Origin of the sequence: Ottowia sp. (assembly GCF_047601385.1) — a bacterium.
Classification (GTDB): Bacteria; Pseudomonadota; Gammaproteobacteria; order Burkholderiales; family Burkholderiaceae_C; genus Ottowia.
In genome coordinates, this window is record NZ_JASGJP010000001.1 from 2,948,103 (window position 1) to 2,965,560 (window position 17,458).

The 17,458-nt window shown below is 71.9% G+C and carries 20 protein-coding genes; 10 read left to right on the forward strand and 10 right to left on the reverse strand.

The features are described from left to right. Positions 1 to 47 precede the first annotated feature (47 nt). The 7 genes from mtgA to QM772_RS14405 form a co-directional block, all read right to left on the reverse strand. Entirely contained in the window at positions 48 to 776 is a 729-nt protein-coding gene (mtgA, locus tag QM772_RS14375) for a monofunctional biosynthetic peptidoglycan transglycosylase (RefSeq protein WP_415137607.1), read from the reverse strand. Further along, positions 773 to 1,678, reverse strand: a complete 906-nt coding sequence (locus QM772_RS14380) for an energy transducer TonB (RefSeq protein WP_415137609.1) — start codon at positions 1,676 to 1,678, stop codon at positions 773 to 775. The genes mtgA and QM772_RS14380 overlap by 4 nt, the downstream gene beginning before the upstream one ends. Next, on the reverse strand, positions 1,675 to 3,756 hold the full coding sequence (locus QM772_RS14385; RefSeq protein ID WP_415137610.1) for a ribonuclease catalytic domain-containing protein: 2,082 nt from the start codon (positions 3,754 to 3,756) through the stop codon (positions 1,675 to 1,677). The genes QM772_RS14380 and QM772_RS14385 overlap by 4 nt, the downstream gene beginning before the upstream one ends. A 36-nt stretch (positions 3,757 to 3,792) precedes the next feature. Further along, a complete protein-coding gene (locus tag QM772_RS14390; RefSeq protein WP_415137611.1) occupies positions 3,793 to 4,338 on the reverse strand; it encodes a cytochrome b in 546 nt (181 codons plus the stop codon). An 89-nt stretch (positions 4,339 to 4,427) separates the two neighbouring features. After that, on the reverse strand, positions 4,428 to 5,024 hold the full coding sequence (locus tag QM772_RS14395) for a YqiA/YcfP family alpha/beta fold hydrolase (RefSeq protein WP_415137613.1): 597 nt from the start codon (positions 5,022 to 5,024) through the stop codon (positions 4,428 to 4,430). A gap of 3 nt (positions 5,025 to 5,027) precedes the next feature. Beyond that, complete coding sequence (locus tag QM772_RS14400) at positions 5,028 to 5,393, reverse strand: DUF86 domain-containing protein (protein ID WP_415137615.1); 366 nt, start codon at positions 5,391 to 5,393, stop codon at positions 5,028 to 5,030. Beyond that, a complete protein-coding gene (locus QM772_RS14405; RefSeq protein ID WP_415137617.1) occupies positions 5,390 to 5,704 on the reverse strand; it encodes a nucleotidyltransferase family protein in 315 nt (104 codons plus the stop codon). The genes QM772_RS14400 and QM772_RS14405 overlap by 4 nt, the downstream gene beginning before the upstream one ends. A 41-nt stretch (positions 5,705 to 5,745) precedes the next feature. Between QM772_RS14405 and rodA the strand changes: the two genes are divergently transcribed. The 3 genes from rodA to QM772_RS14420 all read left to right on the forward strand — a co-directional run bounded on the left by rodA (position 5,746) and on the right by QM772_RS14420 (position 9,180). After that, a complete protein-coding gene (gene rodA / locus QM772_RS14410; protein WP_415137619.1) occupies positions 5,746 to 6,900 on the forward strand; it encodes a rod shape-determining protein RodA in 1,155 nt (384 codons plus the stop codon). Positions 6,901 to 7,013: 113 nt separating this feature from the next. Beyond that, positions 7,014 to 7,349 (forward strand): YegP family protein, encoded by a 336-nt coding sequence (locus QM772_RS14415; RefSeq protein WP_415137621.1) that lies wholly within the window; start codon positions 7,014 to 7,016, stop codon positions 7,347 to 7,349. A 253-nt stretch (positions 7,350 to 7,602) separates the two neighbouring features. After that, complete coding sequence (locus tag QM772_RS14420) at positions 7,603 to 9,180, forward strand: phospholipase D family protein (protein WP_415137623.1); 1,578 nt, start codon at positions 7,603 to 7,605, stop codon at positions 9,178 to 9,180. 218 nt (positions 9,181 to 9,398) lie between these two features. On the opposite strand, the gene QM772_RS14425 is transcribed toward QM772_RS14420, so the two are convergent. After that, on the reverse strand, positions 9,399 to 9,593 hold the full coding sequence (locus QM772_RS14425; protein WP_415137625.1) for a DUF2905 domain-containing protein: 195 nt from the start codon (positions 9,591 to 9,593) through the stop codon (positions 9,399 to 9,401). Positions 9,594 to 9,768: 175 nt separating this feature from the next. Then, complete coding sequence (locus QM772_RS14430; RefSeq protein WP_415137627.1) at positions 9,769 to 10,917, reverse strand: class I SAM-dependent methyltransferase; 1,149 nt, start codon at positions 10,915 to 10,917, stop codon at positions 9,769 to 9,771. Between the two features lie 39 nt (positions 10,918 to 10,956). Here QM772_RS14430 and QM772_RS14435 point away from each other — a divergent pair, with 39 nt between their 5' ends. The 5 genes from QM772_RS14435 to QM772_RS14455 all read left to right on the forward strand — a co-directional run bounded on the left by QM772_RS14435 (position 10,957) and on the right by QM772_RS14455 (position 14,245). Then, positions 10,957 to 11,775, forward strand: coding sequence for an SDR family oxidoreductase (locus tag QM772_RS14435; protein ID WP_415137629.1), 819 nt, complete (start codon positions 10,957 to 10,959; stop codon positions 11,773 to 11,775). Beyond that, a complete protein-coding gene (locus QM772_RS14440) occupies positions 11,772 to 12,185 on the forward strand; it encodes a dihydroneopterin aldolase (RefSeq protein ID WP_415137631.1) in 414 nt (137 codons plus the stop codon). Before QM772_RS14435 ends, QM772_RS14440 begins: the two co-directional genes overlap by 4 nt. Positions 12,186 to 12,194: 9 nt before the next feature. After that, a complete protein-coding gene (locus QM772_RS14445) occupies positions 12,195 to 12,563 on the forward strand; it encodes a dihydroneopterin aldolase (RefSeq protein WP_415137633.1) in 369 nt (122 codons plus the stop codon). A 24-nt stretch (positions 12,564 to 12,587) separates the two neighbouring features. Next, positions 12,588 to 13,502: a tRNA 2-thiocytidine(32) synthetase TtcA gene (ttcA, locus tag QM772_RS14450; protein ID WP_415137635.1), complete on the forward strand. Its 915-nt coding sequence runs from the start codon at positions 12,588 to 12,590 to the stop codon at positions 13,500 to 13,502. Between the two features lie 113 nt (positions 13,503 to 13,615). Further along, on the forward strand, positions 13,616 to 14,245 hold the full coding sequence (locus tag QM772_RS14455; RefSeq protein ID WP_415137637.1) for a DUF4136 domain-containing protein: 630 nt from the start codon (positions 13,616 to 13,618) through the stop codon (positions 14,243 to 14,245). Between the two features lies 1 nt (position 14,246). On the opposite strand, the gene QM772_RS14460 is transcribed toward QM772_RS14455, so the two are convergent. Further along, positions 14,247 to 15,503 (reverse strand): MFS transporter, encoded by a 1,257-nt coding sequence (locus QM772_RS14460; protein WP_415137639.1) that lies wholly within the window; start codon positions 15,501 to 15,503, stop codon positions 14,247 to 14,249. A 139-nt stretch (positions 15,504 to 15,642) separates the two neighbouring features. Between QM772_RS14460 and QM772_RS14465 the strand changes: the two genes are divergently transcribed. Both QM772_RS14465 and QM772_RS14470 read left to right on the forward strand, forming a co-directional pair. Then, positions 15,643 to 16,287 (forward strand): histidine phosphatase family protein, encoded by a 645-nt coding sequence (locus QM772_RS14465; protein ID WP_415137641.1) that lies wholly within the window; start codon positions 15,643 to 15,645, stop codon positions 16,285 to 16,287. Further along, complete coding sequence (locus QM772_RS14470) at positions 16,284 to 17,444, forward strand: DSD1 family PLP-dependent enzyme (RefSeq protein ID WP_415137643.1); 1,161 nt, start codon at positions 16,284 to 16,286, stop codon at positions 17,442 to 17,444. The genes QM772_RS14465 and QM772_RS14470 overlap by 4 nt, the downstream gene beginning before the upstream one ends. Positions 17,445 to 17,458: the final 14 nt, after the last annotated feature.

Sequence of the window (17,458 nt, forward strand, 5' to 3'; positions counted from 1 at the left end):
TGGATCCCCGCCTTCGCGGGGATGACGAGAGGGGGCGTGGTTGCATCTCAAGGAAGTTCCGCGCTGCGCATGCGCTTGACGATGACGCCGGCGCGGTGGTTGAGGTAGCTGGAGCGCGGCAGCTTCTCGAAGTACCGCGGGCGCGGCAGCATGACGGCCAGGCGCGCGGATTCCCAGGCGCTGAGTTGGGCGGCGCTTTTCTTGAAGTAGTGGCGCGCGGCGGCCTCGGCGCCGAACACGCCTTCGCCCCATTCGACGCTGTTGAGGTAGATCTCCAGGATGCGCTGCTTCGTCAACAGCATCTCCAGCGCGTAGGTCAGCACCAGCTCCTGGCCCTTGCGCAGCAGCGTGCGCTCGCCCGACAGCAGCAGGTTCTTGGCCAGCTGCTGGGTGATGGTGGAGCCGCCGCGGATCTTCACCGCGCGCGCCGGGCGGTTGCTGGCGGCCCGCTCGGCGGCGGCTTCCTCGGCCTTGGCGTTGCGCTCCCAGGCTTTCTCGATCGCTTCCCAGTCCACGCCCTCGTGGTTGGCGAAGCCGTCGTCCTCGGAGGCGATCACGGCGCGCTTGAGGTGGTCGGCGATCTGGTCGTAGTCGCGCCAGTCCTGCCGCCAGCGCAGCTCGCCGGCGGTGGCCAGGCGCCAGGCCTCGGAGCGCTGGAAGGCGGTGGACTGCGGCGCCAGCGCGGCCATCAGCGCGATGCGGCCGATGAAGAAGGCTTGCAGCAGCACCAGGGCCAGCACCGTCAGCACCACCCACCGGCGCAGCAGGGCGCTCATCGGGTGCCTTGCAGGGCGCTGCCGAGCTGGTCGGTCTGTAGCGTGGTCTCCAGCGTCATGTCGCGCGTGAAGCGGAAGCGCGCGGTGACGTCGAACTGGTCCGTGTCCTTGCGCATGGCGGCGGTGAAGGGGCCGAACGGCGCCGCGCGCGAGGCGATCAGCTCGGCCAGCTTGTCGAGCGCGCGGTTGCCGGAGCCGCGCACCACGCGGGCGTCGAGCACGCGGCCGTCGTGGTTGACCAGCAGCGCCATCAGCAGCTCGCCGTACAGCTTGCGCCCGGCCACCTGCGGGAAGTTGGTGGTGCCCTCGGTCTCGATCTTGCGGCGCATGTCGTCGTAGTACTGCGCGTAGGTGGTGCCCAGCGTGGCGGGGCTCAAGTAGCGCTTGCGCGGGCGCGAGTTCTCTTCTTCCACCCGGCGCTCGATGGCGGCCAGCAGGTTCGACAGCTGCTGTCGGCGCTCTTCCTGCGCGCGCGCCTCGGGGTCGGCGGCCAGCTTGGCGGGGTCCACGCGCGGCATGGTGGCGAGCTGCTGGCGCACCTGGGCCATGAGCTGCTCCTGCTGCTCCTGCATGGCGTCGATGCGGCGCTGGTTCTCGTCGACGACCGAGTCGCCGGGCGACGCGTGCGCCGTGGGCGGCAGCGGCGTGCTGACGATGCGCTTGTCGGCCGCCTCGCCGCCGCCGGCCAGGCTGGCCTGGGCGATGGCCTGGGCCTTGTCCTTGTCGGGCTTGTCGTCGGACTTGGCGTTGACCAGGATGACGTCGAGCGTGGTCTCCTGGAACACGCGCTTGAAGCCCTCCGGATCGACGAAGCGCACCGTGAGCACCGCGCCGTGCAGCAGCACCGACAGCGCCAGCGCCCATTGCAGAGTGGACAGCGACTGGAGGGAACGCGGTTTCACGGGGCCGGATTATCCGTGTTGGCGTGCGTGCCTGCGCCTTCGGCCGGGGCCTCGGCCAGATCGACGGCGATCTCCAGCGGGCCGGCGGGGGCGTCGTCCTCGTCCTCGTCGGCGGGCGCGTCGGCCACGTGGTCGGCGTCCAGCGCCTCGGTCACGGTGCCGTGCAGGTCGAGCGCGATGTCGTCGATGGCGCCCAGCTTCACGCGCACGCGGGTGCCGCGCGGCAGGCCCTGCGCGCCCAGCACGCTGAAAGTGAGCGGCAGCGTGTCGGCGCGCACCAGCCAGGCGCCGCCGGCCTGCTCCTTGACGAGGCTGGCCGTCAGCTCGCCGATGCCGTGCTGGCGCAGGTACTGCAAGGTCCAGAAGCGCTCCATGCCGGCCTGGTGCGCGTTGTAGGCGGTGCTCGCGCCGTCGAAGGCGCTGATGACGGCGAACAGCTGCGCGTCCTTGGGCTTGAAGGGCGCGGCCAGCGCCGCCGCCTGGCCGTGGCGCGCGGCGGCGATGATCTGCCACTGGTTCACAAGATCGACGTAGCGGCGCAGCGGCGAGGTGCTCCAGGCGTAGCTGGGCACGCCGATGCCGGCGTGCGGCAGCGCCTTGGCGCCCATGCGCACCTTCACGCCCGGCAGCAGGCTGGCCTGGCTGCGGTAGATGGCGGGCACGCCCAGGCTCTTGAGCCATTCGCCCCAGGTGCTGTTGGCCAGGATCATGGCCTCGGCCACGATCAGGTCCAGCGGCGCGCCGCGCTGGCGGGTGGTGATCTGCACCTGCTCGTCGCCTTGGGGCATTTCGCCGTCGTTGCCGACCAGGCGGAAGGTGTAGTCGGGCCGGTTGAAGGTCTCCGGCTTGCCGCGCACCAGCTCGCGCCGCGCCTTCAGGTGCCGCGCCAGGCGGTATAGAAAAGATAGCTGCTCGCGCTGGATGGGCAAGCGCTGGAGGCCGTTTTCATCATCATTCTGCGGCGCTTGCAGCCACTCGGCGGTGACCACGTCGTCCAGCTGGTCGTGCCGCAGGTTGGCGGCGATGGGCACGCGCTCCAGCCGCGTCTGGCTGCCCTTCACCTCCAGCGTCGCCTCGTCCAGCGTGACGTAGAGCGACACGGCGGGCACGGCGCGCCCTTCGCTCAGCGTGTAAGCCTGCACCACCTCGTCCGGCAGCATGGTGATCTTGTGGCCGGGCATGTAGACGGTGGACAGGCGCGCGCGCGCCACCGCGTCCAGCGCGTCGCCGGGCTGTAGCGCCAGGCCCGGCGCGGCGATGTGGATGCCCAGCACCACGGTGCCCGTGCCCAGCCCTTGCACGGACAGGGCGTCGTCGATCTCGGTGGTGTGCGAGTCGTCGATGGAGTAGGCCCGCGCCTCGGCCAGCGGCAGCTCGTCGGCGATGGCGGGCGCGGCCAGCGGCGGGAAGCCGGTGCCCTTGGGGAAGTTCTCGAACAGGAAGCGCTGCCAGTGGAACTGGTAGGGCGAGGCGATGGCGCCGGCCTTTTGCAGCAGCGCCAGCGGCGCCTGCTGCGTGGCGCGGCTGGCTTCGACCACGGCCTTGTATTCGGGCGCGTTCTTGTCGGGCCGGAAGAGGATTTTGTAGAGCTGCTCGCGCACCGGCTCGGGCGTGCGGCCTTCGGCCAGCTCGGCGGCCCAGGCGCTGATCTGCGCGGCGAGCTGCTTTTTCTTCTCGATGGCGGCCAGCGCCTGCGCCACGATGTCGGCCGGCGCCTTGCGGAAGCGCCCTTTGCCGGCGCGCCGGAAGTAGTGCGGCGCCTCGTGCAGCGCCATCAGCATGGCGGCCTGCCGCGCCGCGCCGGGCGCGTCGCCGAAGTAGTCGGCCGCCAGCTCGGCGAAGCCGAACTCGTCCTCGGGCGCGAACTCCCAGGCCAGCGGCAGCTCCACCTCGGCGGCCTGGCGTTGCGCTTCGGCCATCAGCTCGGCCGGGGCCGGTTTATCAAAGCGCAACAGCTGGTGGGCCGCCTTGACCTTGACGCGCTTGCCGGAGTCCAGCTCCACCTGGGCCGAGGCATCGGCCTCGGAAAGAATGCGGCCGGCCATGAGCTTGCCGGCCTCGTCGAACAGAACATGCATAGATGGGGGCGATTGTCCCATCAAGCCTGGGGATGCTCAGCGCTTGGGGGCGACGTTCATCATGCGCGGCAGCACGTCGTCAGGGCCGCCGCGCCGGCGGTGCCAGAAGGCCATGGCCACGTGCCCGGCCACCAGCGCCGCCAGCACCCAGGCCAGCTCGCCGTGCAGCAGGCCGCCGAGCCGCACCATCCAGTCGATCTTCTCGCCCTGCGCGAAGCCGGGGAACACCGGCAGCCCCAGCGGCGAGAAGGCGCGGCCCGAGCCGTACTGGCGCAGCAGGCCGATGCCGGGGATGGCGAACAGCAGCGCGTACAGCGCCCAGTGCCCCAGCTTCGCGGGCAGGCTGACCGAGGGTGGCCGCTGGCGCGCGTGCGCGAGCGCCCAGGCGGCGCGCAGCAGCACCAGCACCCAGATCAGCGAGCCCATGTGCTTGTGGCCGTTGCGCAGCAGGGCCTGGGTGGCGCGGTCGTCGGTCAGCTCGGCGCCCAGGATGGTGCCGAACATCCACAGCACGCACAGGGCCATGCCCCAGTGCAGCCAGCGGCTGACGGTGCCGTAGCGGGCGGGGGTGTCGGGCGTCATGGCGGGTTCTCCTGTTTATGAGTGAAAAGTGCCTCCAGCGCTTGACTGGCGAGCGCCGGCAGCTATCAAAAAGATACTTTGAGCGTGCTTCAGCGCGCGAGTTCCAGGAAGTCGAGCACGGCGCCGATGTGCCGGTCGAAGTCCGACAGCGCGTGGTCGCCGCCTTCCAGCAGCCGGGTCGGCGCGCCGGCGTAGCGCGCCGTCATCTCGCGCCAGTCCAGCACTTCGTCGCCCTGGGCGATGACGGCGAGGAAGCGCTCGGGCGCCGCCAGCGGCCCGGAGGCCAGCGCGCGCAGCTCGCCGATGTATTCGGGGCGGAAGAAGAAGCGCTCGGCCGGGTCGTGCCAGGCGGCCTGCTCGCCGATGTGCGCCGCCAGGTCGCGCGCCGGATCGACGGCGGGGTTCAGCAGCACCGCCTTGCAGCCGCGCCGCTGCGCCAGCCAGGTGGCGTAGAAGCCGCCCAGCGAGGAGCCGACCACGGCCATGCGCCCGGCCGGCCAGGCGGCCGTGCCCTCGTCGATCAGGGCCGCCGCTTCGCGCGGCGAGGGCGGCAGTTGCGGGCACCACCAGGTCACGCCCGGGTGATCGGCCCGCACGCGCGCCGCCATCTGGCGCGCCTTGGCCGACCGCGGCGAGGAGCGGAAGCCGTGCAGGTAGAGCAGGTGGGTGGTGGGCGGGCGGCTCAAGGGTCAGGCATCGAATGCGGGAAGGTGGACGCCCAGTGTCACGGCGACGTGCTCCACCGCCGCGTTGAGCGGCGCCAGGTGCCGCTCGACCACGGCCCAGGTGATGTCCATGTCCACGCCGAGGTACTGGTGGGCCAGCAGGTCGCGCATGCCGGCGATCTGCTTCCAGGGAACGGTGCTGTCGCGGGAGGCCAGCTCCTCCACGCCGAAGTCCTTGACGGCCTGGCCGATGATTTCGATGTTGCGCATCACCGCGTCCTGCACCAGGGTGTCCGCCAGATACGCTGTCTTGCCGCCCTGCGTGTAGCGGCGGATGCGCCGGATGCACTCGTGGATGGCGGCCAGGTAGGCGCCCTTGTCCTTGGTCATAGCGGCTGGGCTTCGCTCAGGATGCGCTGCCGCAGATAGGGGAAGATGCCGTTCTCGCTGACCACGTCCACGGGGCGCGCCAGCGCGTTCTCCAGGCCGTCGCGCAGGCCCACCAGGTCGAGCAGGCTGCGGCCAGCGTCCATGCGCACGAGAAAGTCCACGTCGCTGCCGCCGGCGTCCTCGCCGCGTGCCACCGACCCGAACACGCGCACGTCGGAGGCGCCATGCCGGGCGGCGATGGCGAGCAACTCCTCGCGGCGTGCCCGCAGGCTGCTGAGGGTGGAGGGGGGCATGGCGGCAAGTTTAATCATCCGTCGCTCCGGCCAGGCCGAGGTTGGATAATTCGCCGCTCATGGCCATCGTGTTCGACAAACCCTCGCTCTGGCAGCGCGCCTGGCCGCTGCTGCGCGGGTTCGACCTGCTGCTGCTGCTGGCCGTGCTGCTGCTGGCCGGCGCCGGGCTGGTGGCGATGTATTCGTCGGGCTTCGACCACGGCACGCGCTTCGCCGACCACGGGCGCAACATGCTGATCGCCGCCGGCATCATGTTCGTGGTGGCGCAGATCCCGCCGCAGCGGCTGATGAGCCTGGCGCTGCCGCTCTACACGCTGGGCGTGGCGCTGCTGGTGGCGGTGGCGCTGTTCGGCATGACCAAGAAGGGCGCCACGCGCTGGCTCAACGTGGGCATCGTGATCCAGCCCAGCGAGCTGCTGAAGATCGCCACGCCGCTGATGCTGGCCTGGTGGTTCCACCGCCGCGAGGGGCAGACCCGGCCGGTGGACTTCATCGTCGCCTTCGCCCTGCTGGCGCTGCCGGTGGGGCTGATCATGAAGCAGCCCGACCTGGGCACCGCGCTGCTGGTCATGGCTGCCGGCCTGGCGGTGATCTTCTTCGCCGGCCTGCCCTGGAAGCTGGTGCTGCCGCCGGTGCTGGTGGGCGCGGCCGCCATCGTGCTGATCGTCGCCTACGAGGGGCCGCTGTGCGCCGACGGCGTGGACTGGCACGTGCTGCACGAGTACCAGCGCCAGCGCGTGTGCACCCTGCTCGACCCCACGCGCGACCCGCTGGGCAAGGGCTTCCACATCCTGCAGGGGATGATCGCCATCGGCTCGGGCGGGCTGCACGGCAAGGGCTTCATGCAGGGCACGCAGACGCACCTGGAGTTCATCCCCGAGCGCACCACGGACTTCATCTTCGCCGCCTTCTCCGAGGAGTTCGGCCTGGCCGGCAACCTGGCGCTGCTGGCCGGCTTCGCCTTCCTGATCCTGCGCGGGCTGATGATCGCCGCCGAGGGGCCGACGCTGTTCGCCCGCCTGCTGGGCGCGGCGCTGGCCACCATCTTCTTCACCTACGCCTTCGTCAACATGGGCATGGTCAGCGGCATCCTGCCGGTGGTGGGGGTGCCGCTGCCCTTCATCAGCTACGGCGGCACGGCCATGGTCACGCTGGGGCTGGCGCTGGGCATGCTGCTGTCCATCTCGCGCGCCAAGCGGCTGATGCAGAGCTGAGACAGCCGTGTGCGCAATTCCACGGCCCGCGCCGCCCGGCTTGCCGCGCGGCGCGGCGCTCGCCACAATGCAGCCCAGCCCCGCGTGAGGGGCGCCAACCGGAAGGAGATCTCATGGCAGGCAAGTTCGAACTCAAGAAGTCGAAAAACGACAAGTACCACTTCAACCTGCTGGCCGGCAACGGCCAGGTCATTCTCACCAGCGAGATGTACGAGGCCAAGGCCAGCGCGGTGAACGGCATCGAATCGGTGAAGAAGAATTCCGGCGACGCCGGCAGGTACGACAAGCTGACGGGCAAGGACGGCTCGCCCTACTTCACGCTCAAGGCCGCCAACGGCCAGGTCATCGGCCAGAGCCAGATGTACGCGAGCGCGGCCACGCGCGACGCCGGCATCCAGTCGTGCATGAGCAATGGCCCCAGCGCGACGGTGGACGACCAGACCGCCTGAGCGCGGCACACGTTTGCCGGCAGGCCGCCTTCGGGCGGTCTTTTTTTTGCCGCCGGGCCGCCCCAAGGCAAAAACGGCCCCCTCGGGGGCAGCGGACCACGCGCAGCGGGGGAGCGTGGGGGGAATTTTTGCCGCCGGGCCGCCCCAAGGCAAAAACGGCCCCCTCGGGGGGCAGCGGACCACGCGCAGCGGGGGAGCGTGGGGTATCTTGGTGTTGTCGTCCGACACGACGGGACGGAGTGCCTTGCATATCATGGGTTTTCCTGTTCGCCCCAAGTTCATGCGCCTGCTGCGAATCCTTCATCTGCCGCCCGCGCTTCTGCTGGCTGCCCTGCTGGCGCTGGCCGGCTGCGGCAGCCTGCCGAAGGCGGTGGAGCGCCCCGCGTCCAGCGCCCTGGAGGCGCCGGAGGCCACCGCGCTGGGCCAGTTGGCCGCCGCCCGCCGGCCGGCCAGCGCCCGCACGGGCGAATCGGGCTTTGCCCTGGTCGATTCGCCCGACATGGCCTACGCCAGCCGGCTGGCGCTGACGCAGCAGGCCCGCCGCACGCTGGACATCCAGTACTACGCCATCCACGCCGACGCCAGCACGCGCGCGCTGCTGCGCGCCGTGCGCGCGGCGGCGGCGCGCGGCGTGCGGGTGCGCATCCTGCTGGACGACTTCAACAGCACCGGGCAGAACGCGCTGGTCATGGGCATGGCCTTCCTGCCCGGGGTGGAGATGCGCATGTTCAACCCGCTGCCCGGCGACCGCGGCGCCGGCGCGCTGCGGGCGCTGGGCTCGCTGCACGACTTCCGGCGCATCCAGCACCGCATGCACAACAAGCTGTACATCGCCGACAACGCCTGGGGCATCACCGGCGGGCGCAACCTGGGCGACGCCTACTTCGGCACCGCCGACGGCAGCAACTTCATCGACATGGACGTGCTGGCCGTGGGCCCGGTGGTGCAGGCCATGTCGGCCAGCTTCGACCGCTACTGGAACAACCCGCTGGCCTACCCGGTGGCCTCGCTCATCAGCGCGGGCGAGCTGCGCCGCCTGCGCGAGACCACCACGGCCGACGCGCCCCCGCCCGAGGCGCCCGCGCCGCTGCCGCCCGCGCTGGACCTGGCCCGCCTGCCGCTGGCCTGGGCGCCGGCGGCGCTGCGGGTGGACGAGCCCGCCAAGCTGGTGCCCGAGCTGAACGACGAGCACACCGACGACACCGTGGTGGACGGCATGCTTTCGCTGCTGCGGCTGGCGCGGCGCGACGCGCTGATCGTCTCGCCCTACTTCGTGCCCGGCGAGGAGATGAAGCAGGTGTTCGCCGAGCTGGTGCGGCGCGGCGTGCGGGTGCGCGTGCTGACCAATTCGCTGGCCTCCAGCGATGCGCCGCTGGCGCACGTGGGCTACGCGCGCCACCGCGAGGCGCTGATCCGCCAGGGCGTGGAGCTGTACGAGATGCGCGCGCTGCAGGGCGCGGGGCTGAACCGCACCGTGTTCGGCTCCAGCCCGGGCGGCTCGCAGGCCAGCCTGCACGCGAAGATGCTGATCGTGGACGGCCGCGTCATCAGCATCGGCTCGATGAACCTCGACTGGCGCTCCAAGTTGCAGAACACCGAGGTGGCGCTGGTCATCCGCAGCCGCGCGCTGGCGCGCCAGGCGGCGGCGGAGGTGGAGGAGGCGCTGAACGGCGGCGCCTGGCGGATGGAACTGACGCCCGAAGGCCGGCTGCTGTGGCGCGCGCCGCCCGGCGCCGGCTTCGGCGATGCGCACAGCGAGCCCGACGCCGGCCTGGGCCTGCGCCTGCTGATGAAGATCCTGGGGCCGCTGGCGCCGGACGAGATGCTGTGATTTTGGGTGTTTTCGGCCTCCAGCGCCCGCCCATCAAGCGCTGGCAGCTATCGAAAAGTGACTGAAGCCATTGAATCACTCGCGGACCACGGTACGCAAGGCCGCGGAGCAGGCCATGCCAGTGCACCCGTGGCCGGGTCCCCCCGGTCAGTGGGTGCGCCCCCTGGAGGGGGGATGCCGGAACATCGCGCAGCGAGTGGAGCAACGGGGGGGCACGTTCACAGCCAGCGCGCGATCAGGCTGGCCGCGCCGCTCAGGATCAGCGTGGTGGTGAGCGGAATGAACCACTCGCGCCCGAACAGCCGGAAGCGGAAGTCGCCCGGCAGCCGGCCGAAGCCGAGCCGTTGCAGCAGCGGCGTGAACCAGCTGATCAGCACCAGCGCGAGGAAGATGACGATGGCCCAGCGGATCATGGTGTCGGCTCGATGGTGGCTTGCCACCACCCGCGGCGGTGGGATGCGAAAGACGCCCATGGCCGCGGAGCAGGCCATGCCAGCGGCAGCCCTGGCCGGGGTTCCCCCGGCCAGGGGCTGCGCCCCCTCGAGGGGGGTGGCGCAACAGCGCGTAGCGCGTGGAGCCTGGGGGTGGTCATAGCCTGTGTGTGCGGTCGCCCGCGCCAAAGCCCAGCGCCGGTCCGTGGCCCGGCGTCGCCAGGCCGATCACCTTGAACAGCTCGCCCATCTCGTGCTCGGCCAGCAGCTTGAAGGCGGCGGCGCGGGCGGGCAGGTCGGCCGCTTCCATCAGCGATGCGATGCCGCAGTTGATGAGAAAGCGCCCCTGGCCGGTGTAGCCCAGCACGTCGAGCCCCGCGTCCTGCGCCGCCAGCGCGACGCCGGTGAAGTCCACGTGCGCGGTGATGTCCTTGGCGCCCACGTCGGCCAGCGGGTCGTCGTCCATGCGGTGCGCGCGGTGGCAGGCCAGGGTGCCGGCGCTGCGCTCGGGGTGCCAGTACTCGGCCTCGGGAAAGCCGTAGTCGATGAAGAACGCCGCCCCGGCGCCGCCGGCCCGCAGCGCCTCGGCCACGGTGGCGACGAAGGCGCGCGCCTGCGGGTGCAGCTCGGTCACGTAGCCGTGCGCGCCGGCGATCTCGGCGGGCGGGCGCAGGGCAGTGGGGCGGTCCTGCCAGGCGAAGGCGGTTACTCCTGAATCCGTAGCTGCCGGCACTTGACTGGCGGGCGTTGACGCCCGAAAAGGCTCTGAAACCACGACGCCGCGCTCGAACCACTCGCCGCCGCGCCGCGCCAGCAGCTTGACCGGCATGGCGTCCAGCACCTCGTTGCCCACCACCACGCCGCGCAGCGCCTGCGGCAGCCGCTCGGCCCAGCGCACGCGCGCGCCGAAGCGCGCCAGCCGCGCCTGCTGGCGCGCGCGCAGGGCGCCGGATACGTCCACGATGGTGTAGCCCGCCGGCGGCCGGCCCAGGGCGTCGAGCGCGTCGATCAGCTGCTCGGCCAGCGCGCCGCTGCCGGCGCCGAACTCCCACACCTCGCCGGTGCCGGTGGCCGCCAGGCTCTGCGCCACCTGCGCCGCCAGCGCGCGGCCGAACAGCGGCGAGAGCTCCGGCGCGGTGACGAAGTCGCTGCCCGAGCCCGGCCAGCGGCCGAACTTGGCGCTGCCGTGCGCGTAGTAGCCCAGGCCCGGCGCGTACAGCGCCAGCTGCATGAAGCGGTCGAACGGCAGCCAGCCACCGGCGGCCTGGACCTCGCGCGCGATCAGGGCCGTGAGCGAATGGGGCATGGGCGCGATTGTCGGGCACCGGGCGCACAATACGCGCCGATGACGGTTGCCCCCCCTTCTTCCGGCGCGAGCGAGGCGCCCTGGGTCCTGGTGACGGGCGGCGCCCGGCGCCTGGGCCGGGCGTTCTGCCTGGCCTTCGCGCGCGCCGGCTGGCGGGTGCTGTGCCACCACCACACCTCCGAGGCAGAAGCCCGGGAAACGCGGGACGCGGTGCAGGCCCTGGGCCGCGCCTGCGTGCCGGTCCGCCAGGACCTGGCCGCGCCCGAAAGCGCCGATGCCCTGCTGGACGCCTGCCAGGCCGAGGCCGGCGCGCTGCCGCGCTGCATCGTGAACAACGCCTCCATCTTCGACGCCGACACCGCGCCGACGGCCGATGCCGAACACCTGCTGGCGCACCTGCGCACCAACACCGTCGCGCCGCTGCTGCTGGGCAACCGCCTGGCCGCGCGGCTGGACGGCGCGCAGGCCGCCCCCGGGCGCCACAGCGTGATCCACGTGCTGGACCAGAAGGTGCACAACCTGAACCCGGACTACTTCTCCTACACCGTCAGCAAGCTGGCGCTGGAGCGCAGCGTGGCGCTGCAGGCCCAGGCCCTGGCGCCGCGCGTGCGCGTCTGCGGGCTGTCGCCGGGGCTGCTCTACCTCAGCGGGCCGCAGACGCAGGACAACTTCGACCGCGCCAGCCGGGTCAACCTGCTGGGGCAGCCCATCGACCCCGCCGACGTGGCCCGTGCCGCCGTGTTCATGGCTGAAAACGACAGCATCACCGGCAGCACCCTGCAGGTGGACAACGGCCAGCATCTGGTCCCTCTGGCGCGCGACGTGATGTTCGCGGTAGGCGAGGAGGGCAAGCCGTGAGCGCCACGCTGCTGGCCTTTGGCGCGCTGGACGCCCGCCTGGCGACCGACTGTCGCCTGCTGAGCCTGCGGCGGCACGCGCTGGCGGTGCGCATCGGCGTGCACGGCTTCGAGCGCGCAGGGCCGCAGCGCCTGTGGTTCGACGTGGACCTGTGCGTGCGGCTCGAACACGCGCCGGCCGGCCGCGACGACATCGGCGCCACGCTGGACTACGACTTCATCCGCGCGCTGGTCGCCGAGGTCGTCGGCCAGTCGCACCACGAGCTGCAGGAAACCCTGTGCGACGCCATCCTGGCGCGGCTCATGGCGCACCCCCACATCCAGGCCGCGCGCGTGCGCACCCGCAAGCCCGACGTGTACCCGGACAGCCGATCCGTCGGCACCGAGCGCGTCGGCCTCAAACCCTGGTGATTCCTGAACATGCCCGATTCCGGCTCTCAAGTCCTCTCCCTCACCGGCCTGCGCTTCGCGGCCAACCTGGGCATCCTGGCGCACGAGCTGAACACGCCGCAGCCGATCCAGGTCGACGCCGAGCTGAACCTCGGCCCGCAGCCGCTGGCGCCGCGCGACGACGACATCCGCCACGTGCTGGACTACCGCAAGGTGCGCCAGATCGTCATCGACGAGTGCACCGCGCGCCACGTCAACCTGCTGGAAAGCCTGGTCGGCAAGCTCTGCACGCGCCTGCTGCAGTTGCCGGGCGTGCTGGGCGTGCGGGTGCGCATCGTCAAGCTGGAGATCTTCGACGACTGCGAGGTCGCCATCCGCATGGAGGCGGGCGACTGGTAACGCCGCCGTAGGACAATCGGGCCCATGATGGAAACCACGCTCGCCGGCCCCGCCGCCCGCACGCGCGACGAGCGCGAGGCGCTCAAGCTGGAAAAACGCCTGTGCCGCCAGGTCGGCCAGGCCATTGCCGACTTCAACATGATCGAGGCCGGCGACCGCGTGATGGTCTGCCTCTCGGGCGGCAAGGACAGCTACGGCCTGCTCGACGTGCTGATGAAGCTGCGCGCCCGCGCGCCGGTGCCGTTCGAGCTGGTGGCCGTCAACCTGGACCAGAAGCAGCCCGGCTTCCCGGCCGAGGTGCTGCCGGACTACCTGCGCGAGCTGGGCATCGAGCACCACATCGAGACGCAGGACACCTACAGCATCGTCAAGGCCAAGATCCCCGAGGGCAAGACCACGTGCAGCCTGTGCTCGCGCCTGCGCCGGGGCATCCTGTACAGCGTGGCGCGGCGCCTGAGGTGCAACAAGATCGCGCTCGGCCACCACCGCGACGACATGCTGCAAACCTTCTTCCTCAACATGTTCTTCGGCGGCAAGTTGAAGGGCATGCCGGCCAAGCTGGCCAGCGACAACGGCGAGTTCATCGTCATCCGCCCGCTGGCCTACGTGCCCGAGAAGGACCTGGTGCGCTGGGCCGAGCACCGCCGGTTCCCCATCATCCCCTGCAACCTGTGCGGCAGCCAGGAGAACCTCCAGCGCCAGGTGGTGGGCGACATGCTGCGCGACTGGGAGAAGAAGCACCCCGGCCGCATCGAGAACATGTTCACCGCGTTACAGAACGTGGTGCCTTCGCACCTGATGGACGGAAACTTGCACGACTTCCGCAACCTCAAAGCCACAGGCGTGGCCGACGAGCAGGGCGACAAGGCCTTCGACGAGGAGACCTTCCCCGAGCCCGTGGGCCGGCCGTTCGGCGGCGTGCCGCTGGTCGGCGCCTGATTTTTGCCGCCGGGCCGCCCCAAGGCAAAAACGGCCCCCTCGGGGGAGCGTGGGGATTTTCAAGTTCTTTTATGGGGACAACGCCCATGTGGATTGCGCGAGCAGCTCTTATTATGATAGCGGCCGCATTGGCCGCCTGCGCCAGCGGCCCGCGCGCGGTGGATGCCGACGTGCGCACCCACGCGGCCCAGCCGCCCGGCGCCGCCGTGCTGCAAGGCGCGCATTACCGCTTCGAGCGCGCCCCGGCCGCCGCCGGCCAGCCGGCGCCCGAGCGGCTCGAGGCCCTGGCGCAGCCCGCGCTGGCCCGCGCCGGCCTGGTGCGCGACGACGCCGCGCCGCGCATCAGCGTGCAGGTGGGCGGCGTGGTCAACGCCTACTGGCGCGACGCCTGGGGCCCGTGGGGCGGGCCGAGCAACGCGCGCATCGCGCTCGGCCTGGGCTACGGCTGGCGCGGCGGCGGCTTCGGCCTGGGTTACGGCTGGCCGATGTGGGACCCCGATATCCCCGTGTACGTCACCGAGGCCAGCCTGCTGATGCGCGACCTGAAGACCGGCCAGATCGTCTATGACACCCGGGCCCGCCACGATGGCACCGCGCACGACACCGACAACGTGCTGGCCGCGCTGTTCGCCGCCGCGCTGGAGGGCTACCCGCAGCCCGCGCAGACCGTGCGCCGCGTCGGCGTGCCGCTGCTGCCGCCCGCCGGCGCGGCCTCGGCGCCCGCCAGCGTGCCGGCGCGCTGAGTCAGCGGCCGGATGCCGTCACGCTCGGCGGCTGCGGCAGCCAGCGGAAGGCCAGCGCGCCGGCCGCCAGCAGCGCGGCGATGCTGCCGAACACGGCGGCGAAGGGCTCCACGCCGTGCGCTTGCGCGGCCGAGGCGATGGCGCCGGTCAACCACTGCATCAGCGCCACGCCCATGAACGTGGCCATGGTGAACAGCGCCATCGCGCGGCCCATCACGGCGGGCGGGTAGGCGTCCTTCACGTCGGGGTATTGCAGCGCCATGTAGCCCGACACCGCGCTCATCAGCAGCATCAGCGCCACCGCCACGGGCGCGCCCGGGCCCAGCGCCAGGCCGGCGAACAGGGCCGCGACGAAGAGGGTGAAGCCCACCAGCCAGCGGCGGCGCCCGCGCGGCCCCGGGTCGGCACGGCCGAACAGCGGCGGGCCGATCAGCGCCACCACCGAAATCACCATCGCCAAGTGGCCGGCGGCCACCAGGCCCCAGCCGTGGCGCTGCATCATCATCGGCCCCAGCCACAGCCCGCGCAGCGCCACGAAGGCCGCGTAGGTCACCAGCGAAAAGAGGATGATGCCCAGCGTGTGCGGCAGCCGGAACAACTGGCCGAAGGCGCGCACCGCCTGGCCCAGCGACTCGCGCTCGGCCGGCAGGCCGGCCGGTTGCGGCGGCTCGGGCACCCAGCGCGCGATCGCCAGCCACGACAGCGCCGCGCACGCCCCCAGCACCCAGAAGCCCATGCGCCAGGAACTGGCCTCGATCAGCCAGGCCAGCGGCGTGCCCGTCAGCAGCATGCCGCTGCTGCCGACGGCCAGGATGGCGCCCGACACGGCGGCGAAGCGCTCCGGCGCGAAGTGCCGCGCGATGTACACCGTGCACACCAGGAAGGCCGGCGCGCAGCCCACGCCGATCAGCACCTGCCCGGCCACCAGCACCGCGAAGCTGGGGGCCAGCGCCGACACCGCCGCGCCCAGCACCATCAGCGGCGACACCGCCAGCACCGTGCGCCGCAGGCCGTGCACGTCCAGCCCGATGCCCATCAGCAGTTGCAGCGCGCCGAAGGCGAAATGGAACGCCGCCGCGAACACGCCCAGCTGCTGCGGCGTGAGGTGGAACTCGGCTTGCAGCGGCGGCGCCATGATCGCCGCGATGGTGCGGAACGCCTGGCTCAGCGTGAAGCCGGTGGTCAGCAGCAGCAGCGCTGGCCAGGCATGGTTCGTGGAGGGGGGCCGGGAGGCGGTCGGGTCGGTCAGCGGGGGCATGGCGGCGGGTCTGGCGGTTCGGCTGGGCGAGCGTAATCGTTCCCGCCGGCGCCGGCCGGTCGCCTGCGGGACGACAGGCGCCCGCCGCCGCGTGCGGATGCTTACAAGGCCGGCCGCGCGCGTGGCATGATCCGCCGCCATGGAGTCCACCCGCATCCTGGCCATCCGCCACGGCGAAACCGCCTGGAACGTGGGCGCGCGCGTGCAGGGCCACCTGGACATCGGCCTGAACGACGCCGGCCGCGAGCAGGCGCGCCGGCTGGCCCAGGCGCTGGCCGGGCGCGAGCCGATCGACCGCCTCTACAGCAGCGACCTCGCCCGCGCGCTGGACACCGCGCGCGCCGTCGCCGAAGCGACCGGCGCGCCCCTGGCCGCCACCACCGCGCTGCGCGAGCGCCATTTCGGCGCGCTGCAGGGCCGCACCTTCGCCGACGTGGCCGCCAGCGCGCCCGAAATGGCCGAGGCCTGGCGCCGCCGCCAGCCCGACTGGACACCGCCCGGCGGCGAGTCCTTGCTATTGTTCAGAGAGCGCGTGACGCAGGCAGTGCAAGCGCTGGCGGCCGAAAACATGGGAAGGTCCATCGCCCTGTTCACGCACGGCGGCGTGCTCGACGTGCTGTACCGCGCCGCCACCGGCCTGGGCCTGCAGGACGCGCGCACCTGGCAGCTGGGCAACACGGCCGTCAACCGCCTGCTGTGGACGCCCGACAGCGGCCTGTCGCTCATCGGCTGGGCCGACGTCACGCACCTCGAAGACCACGCCCTGGACGAAAGCACCGCATGAGCAGCACGGAACGTTTGCGCGCCCTCGTCGGCCAGGGCGTGGACGCCCTCGACACGCCCGCGCTGGTGGTGGACCTGGACGCCGCCAACCGCAACATGCAGCGCATGGCCGAGTACGCCGCCAAGCACCGGCTGCGCCTGCGCCCGCACGGCAAGATGCACAAGAGCGCGCTGTTCGGCCGCTTGCAGTTGCAGGCCGGCGCCGTCGGCCTGTGCGCGCAGACCGTGGCCGAGGCCGAGGCGCTGGCCGCTGGCGGCATCAACGACGTCTTCATCAGCAACGAGGTGCTCGGCGTGCCCAAGCTGCGCCGCGTGGCCGCGCTGGCGCACCAGCTCAAGGGCCGCGGCGGGCAGCTCGCCATCGCCGTGGACAGCGCCGAGGGCGTCGAGCGCCTGGCGCAGGCCATGCAGCTGACCAGCGCGGTGATCGACGTCTTCGTCGAGGTGGACGTCGGCCAGGGCCGCTGCGGCGTGGCGCCCGGCGAGCCGGCGCTGGCCCTGGCGCGTCTGCTGGCCGGCCGCTCGTCCAGCCTGCGCTACGCCGGCCTGCACGCTTACCACGGCGGCGCGCAGCACCTGCGCACGGCGGCCGAGCGCCGTGCCGCCATCCGCGCCGCCGCCGCCTTGCTGGCGCAAACCCGCAGCCTGCTGGCGGCCGCCGGCCTGGCGCCGCCGCTGGTCACCGGCGCCGGCACCGGCACCTTCGTGGAAGAAGCGGCCAGCGGCCTGTGGAACGAGTTGCAGCCCGGCAGCTTCCTGTTCATGGACGCCGACTACCTGGGCAACCAGATCGACCCGGCGCAGCCGCCGTTCGAGGCGGCGCTGTTCGTCAAGTCGCAGGTCGTCAGCGTCTCGGCCGACCGCGCGGTGTGCGACGCCGGCCACAAGAGCCATGCCATCGACAGCGGCCTGCCGCGCGTGCACGCGCTGCCCGGCCAGCCCGAACTGGCGTTCGCCAACGGCGGCGACGAGCACGGCATCCTGCGCCCCGCGCAGCCCGGCGGCGCGCTGCCGGCGCTGGGCGACACCGTGTGGTTGGTGCCGGGCCACTGCGACCCCACCGTCAACCTGCACAGCCACATCGCCGCCGTGCGCGGCGGCCTGGCCGGCGGCACCGTGGAGGCGGTGGTGCGGGTGGAGGCGCGGGGCGTCTGGTGATACTCCATATTTGA

Bases quoted from the DNA above. Each gene is read 5' to 3' on its own strand.
- mtgA (WP_415137607.1), bottom strand. From the start codon at position 776: ATGAGCGCCCTGCTGCGCCGGTGGGTGGTGCTGACGGTGCTGGCCCTG.
- QM772_RS14460 (WP_415137639.1), bottom strand. From the start codon at position 15,503: ATGCCCCCGCTGACCGACCCGACCGCCTCCCGGCCCCCCTCCACGAAC.
- QM772_RS14390 (WP_415137611.1), bottom strand. From the start codon at position 4,338: ATGACGCCCGACACCCCCGCCCGCTACGGCACCGTCAGCCGCTGGCTG.
- QM772_RS14455 (WP_415137637.1), top strand. From the start codon at position 13,616: ATGATAGCGGCCGCATTGGCCGCCTGCGCCAGCGGCCCGCGCGCGGTG.
- QM772_RS14430 (WP_415137627.1), bottom strand. From the start codon at position 10,917: ATGCCCCATTCGCTCACGGCCCTGATCGCGCGCGAGGTCCAGGCCGCC.
- ttcA (WP_415137635.1), top strand. From the start codon at position 12,588: ATGATGGAAACCACGCTCGCCGGCCCCGCCGCCCGCACGCGCGACGAG.
- QM772_RS14465 (WP_415137641.1), top strand. From the start codon at position 15,643: ATGGAGTCCACCCGCATCCTGGCCATCCGCCACGGCGAAACCGCCTGG.
- QM772_RS14400 (WP_415137615.1), bottom strand. From the start codon at position 5,393: ATGACCAAGGACAAGGGCGCCTACCTGGCCGCCATCCACGAGTGCATC.
- QM772_RS14445 (WP_415137633.1), top strand. From the start codon at position 12,195: ATGCCCGATTCCGGCTCTCAAGTCCTCTCCCTCACCGGCCTGCGCTTC.
- QM772_RS14435 (WP_415137629.1), top strand. From the start codon at position 10,957: ATGACGGTTGCCCCCCCTTCTTCCGGCGCGAGCGAGGCGCCCTGGGTC.
- QM772_RS14420 (WP_415137623.1), top strand. From the start codon at position 7,603: ATGGGTTTTCCTGTTCGCCCCAAGTTCATGCGCCTGCTGCGAATCCTT.
- QM772_RS14425 (WP_415137625.1), bottom strand. From the start codon at position 9,593: ATGATCCGCTGGGCCATCGTCATCTTCCTCGCGCTGGTGCTGATCAGC.
- QM772_RS14385 (WP_415137610.1), bottom strand. From the start codon at position 3,756: ATGCATGTTCTGTTCGACGAGGCCGGCAAGCTCATGGCCGGCCGCATT.
- QM772_RS14470 (WP_415137643.1), top strand. From the start codon at position 16,284: ATGAGCAGCACGGAACGTTTGCGCGCCCTCGTCGGCCAGGGCGTGGAC.
- QM772_RS14415 (WP_415137621.1), top strand. From the start codon at position 7,014: ATGGCAGGCAAGTTCGAACTCAAGAAGTCGAAAAACGACAAGTACCAC.
- rodA (WP_415137619.1), top strand. From the start codon at position 5,746: ATGGCCATCGTGTTCGACAAACCCTCGCTCTGGCAGCGCGCCTGGCCG.
- QM772_RS14405 (WP_415137617.1), bottom strand. From the start codon at position 5,704: ATGATTAAACTTGCCGCCATGCCCCCCTCCACCCTCAGCAGCCTGCGG.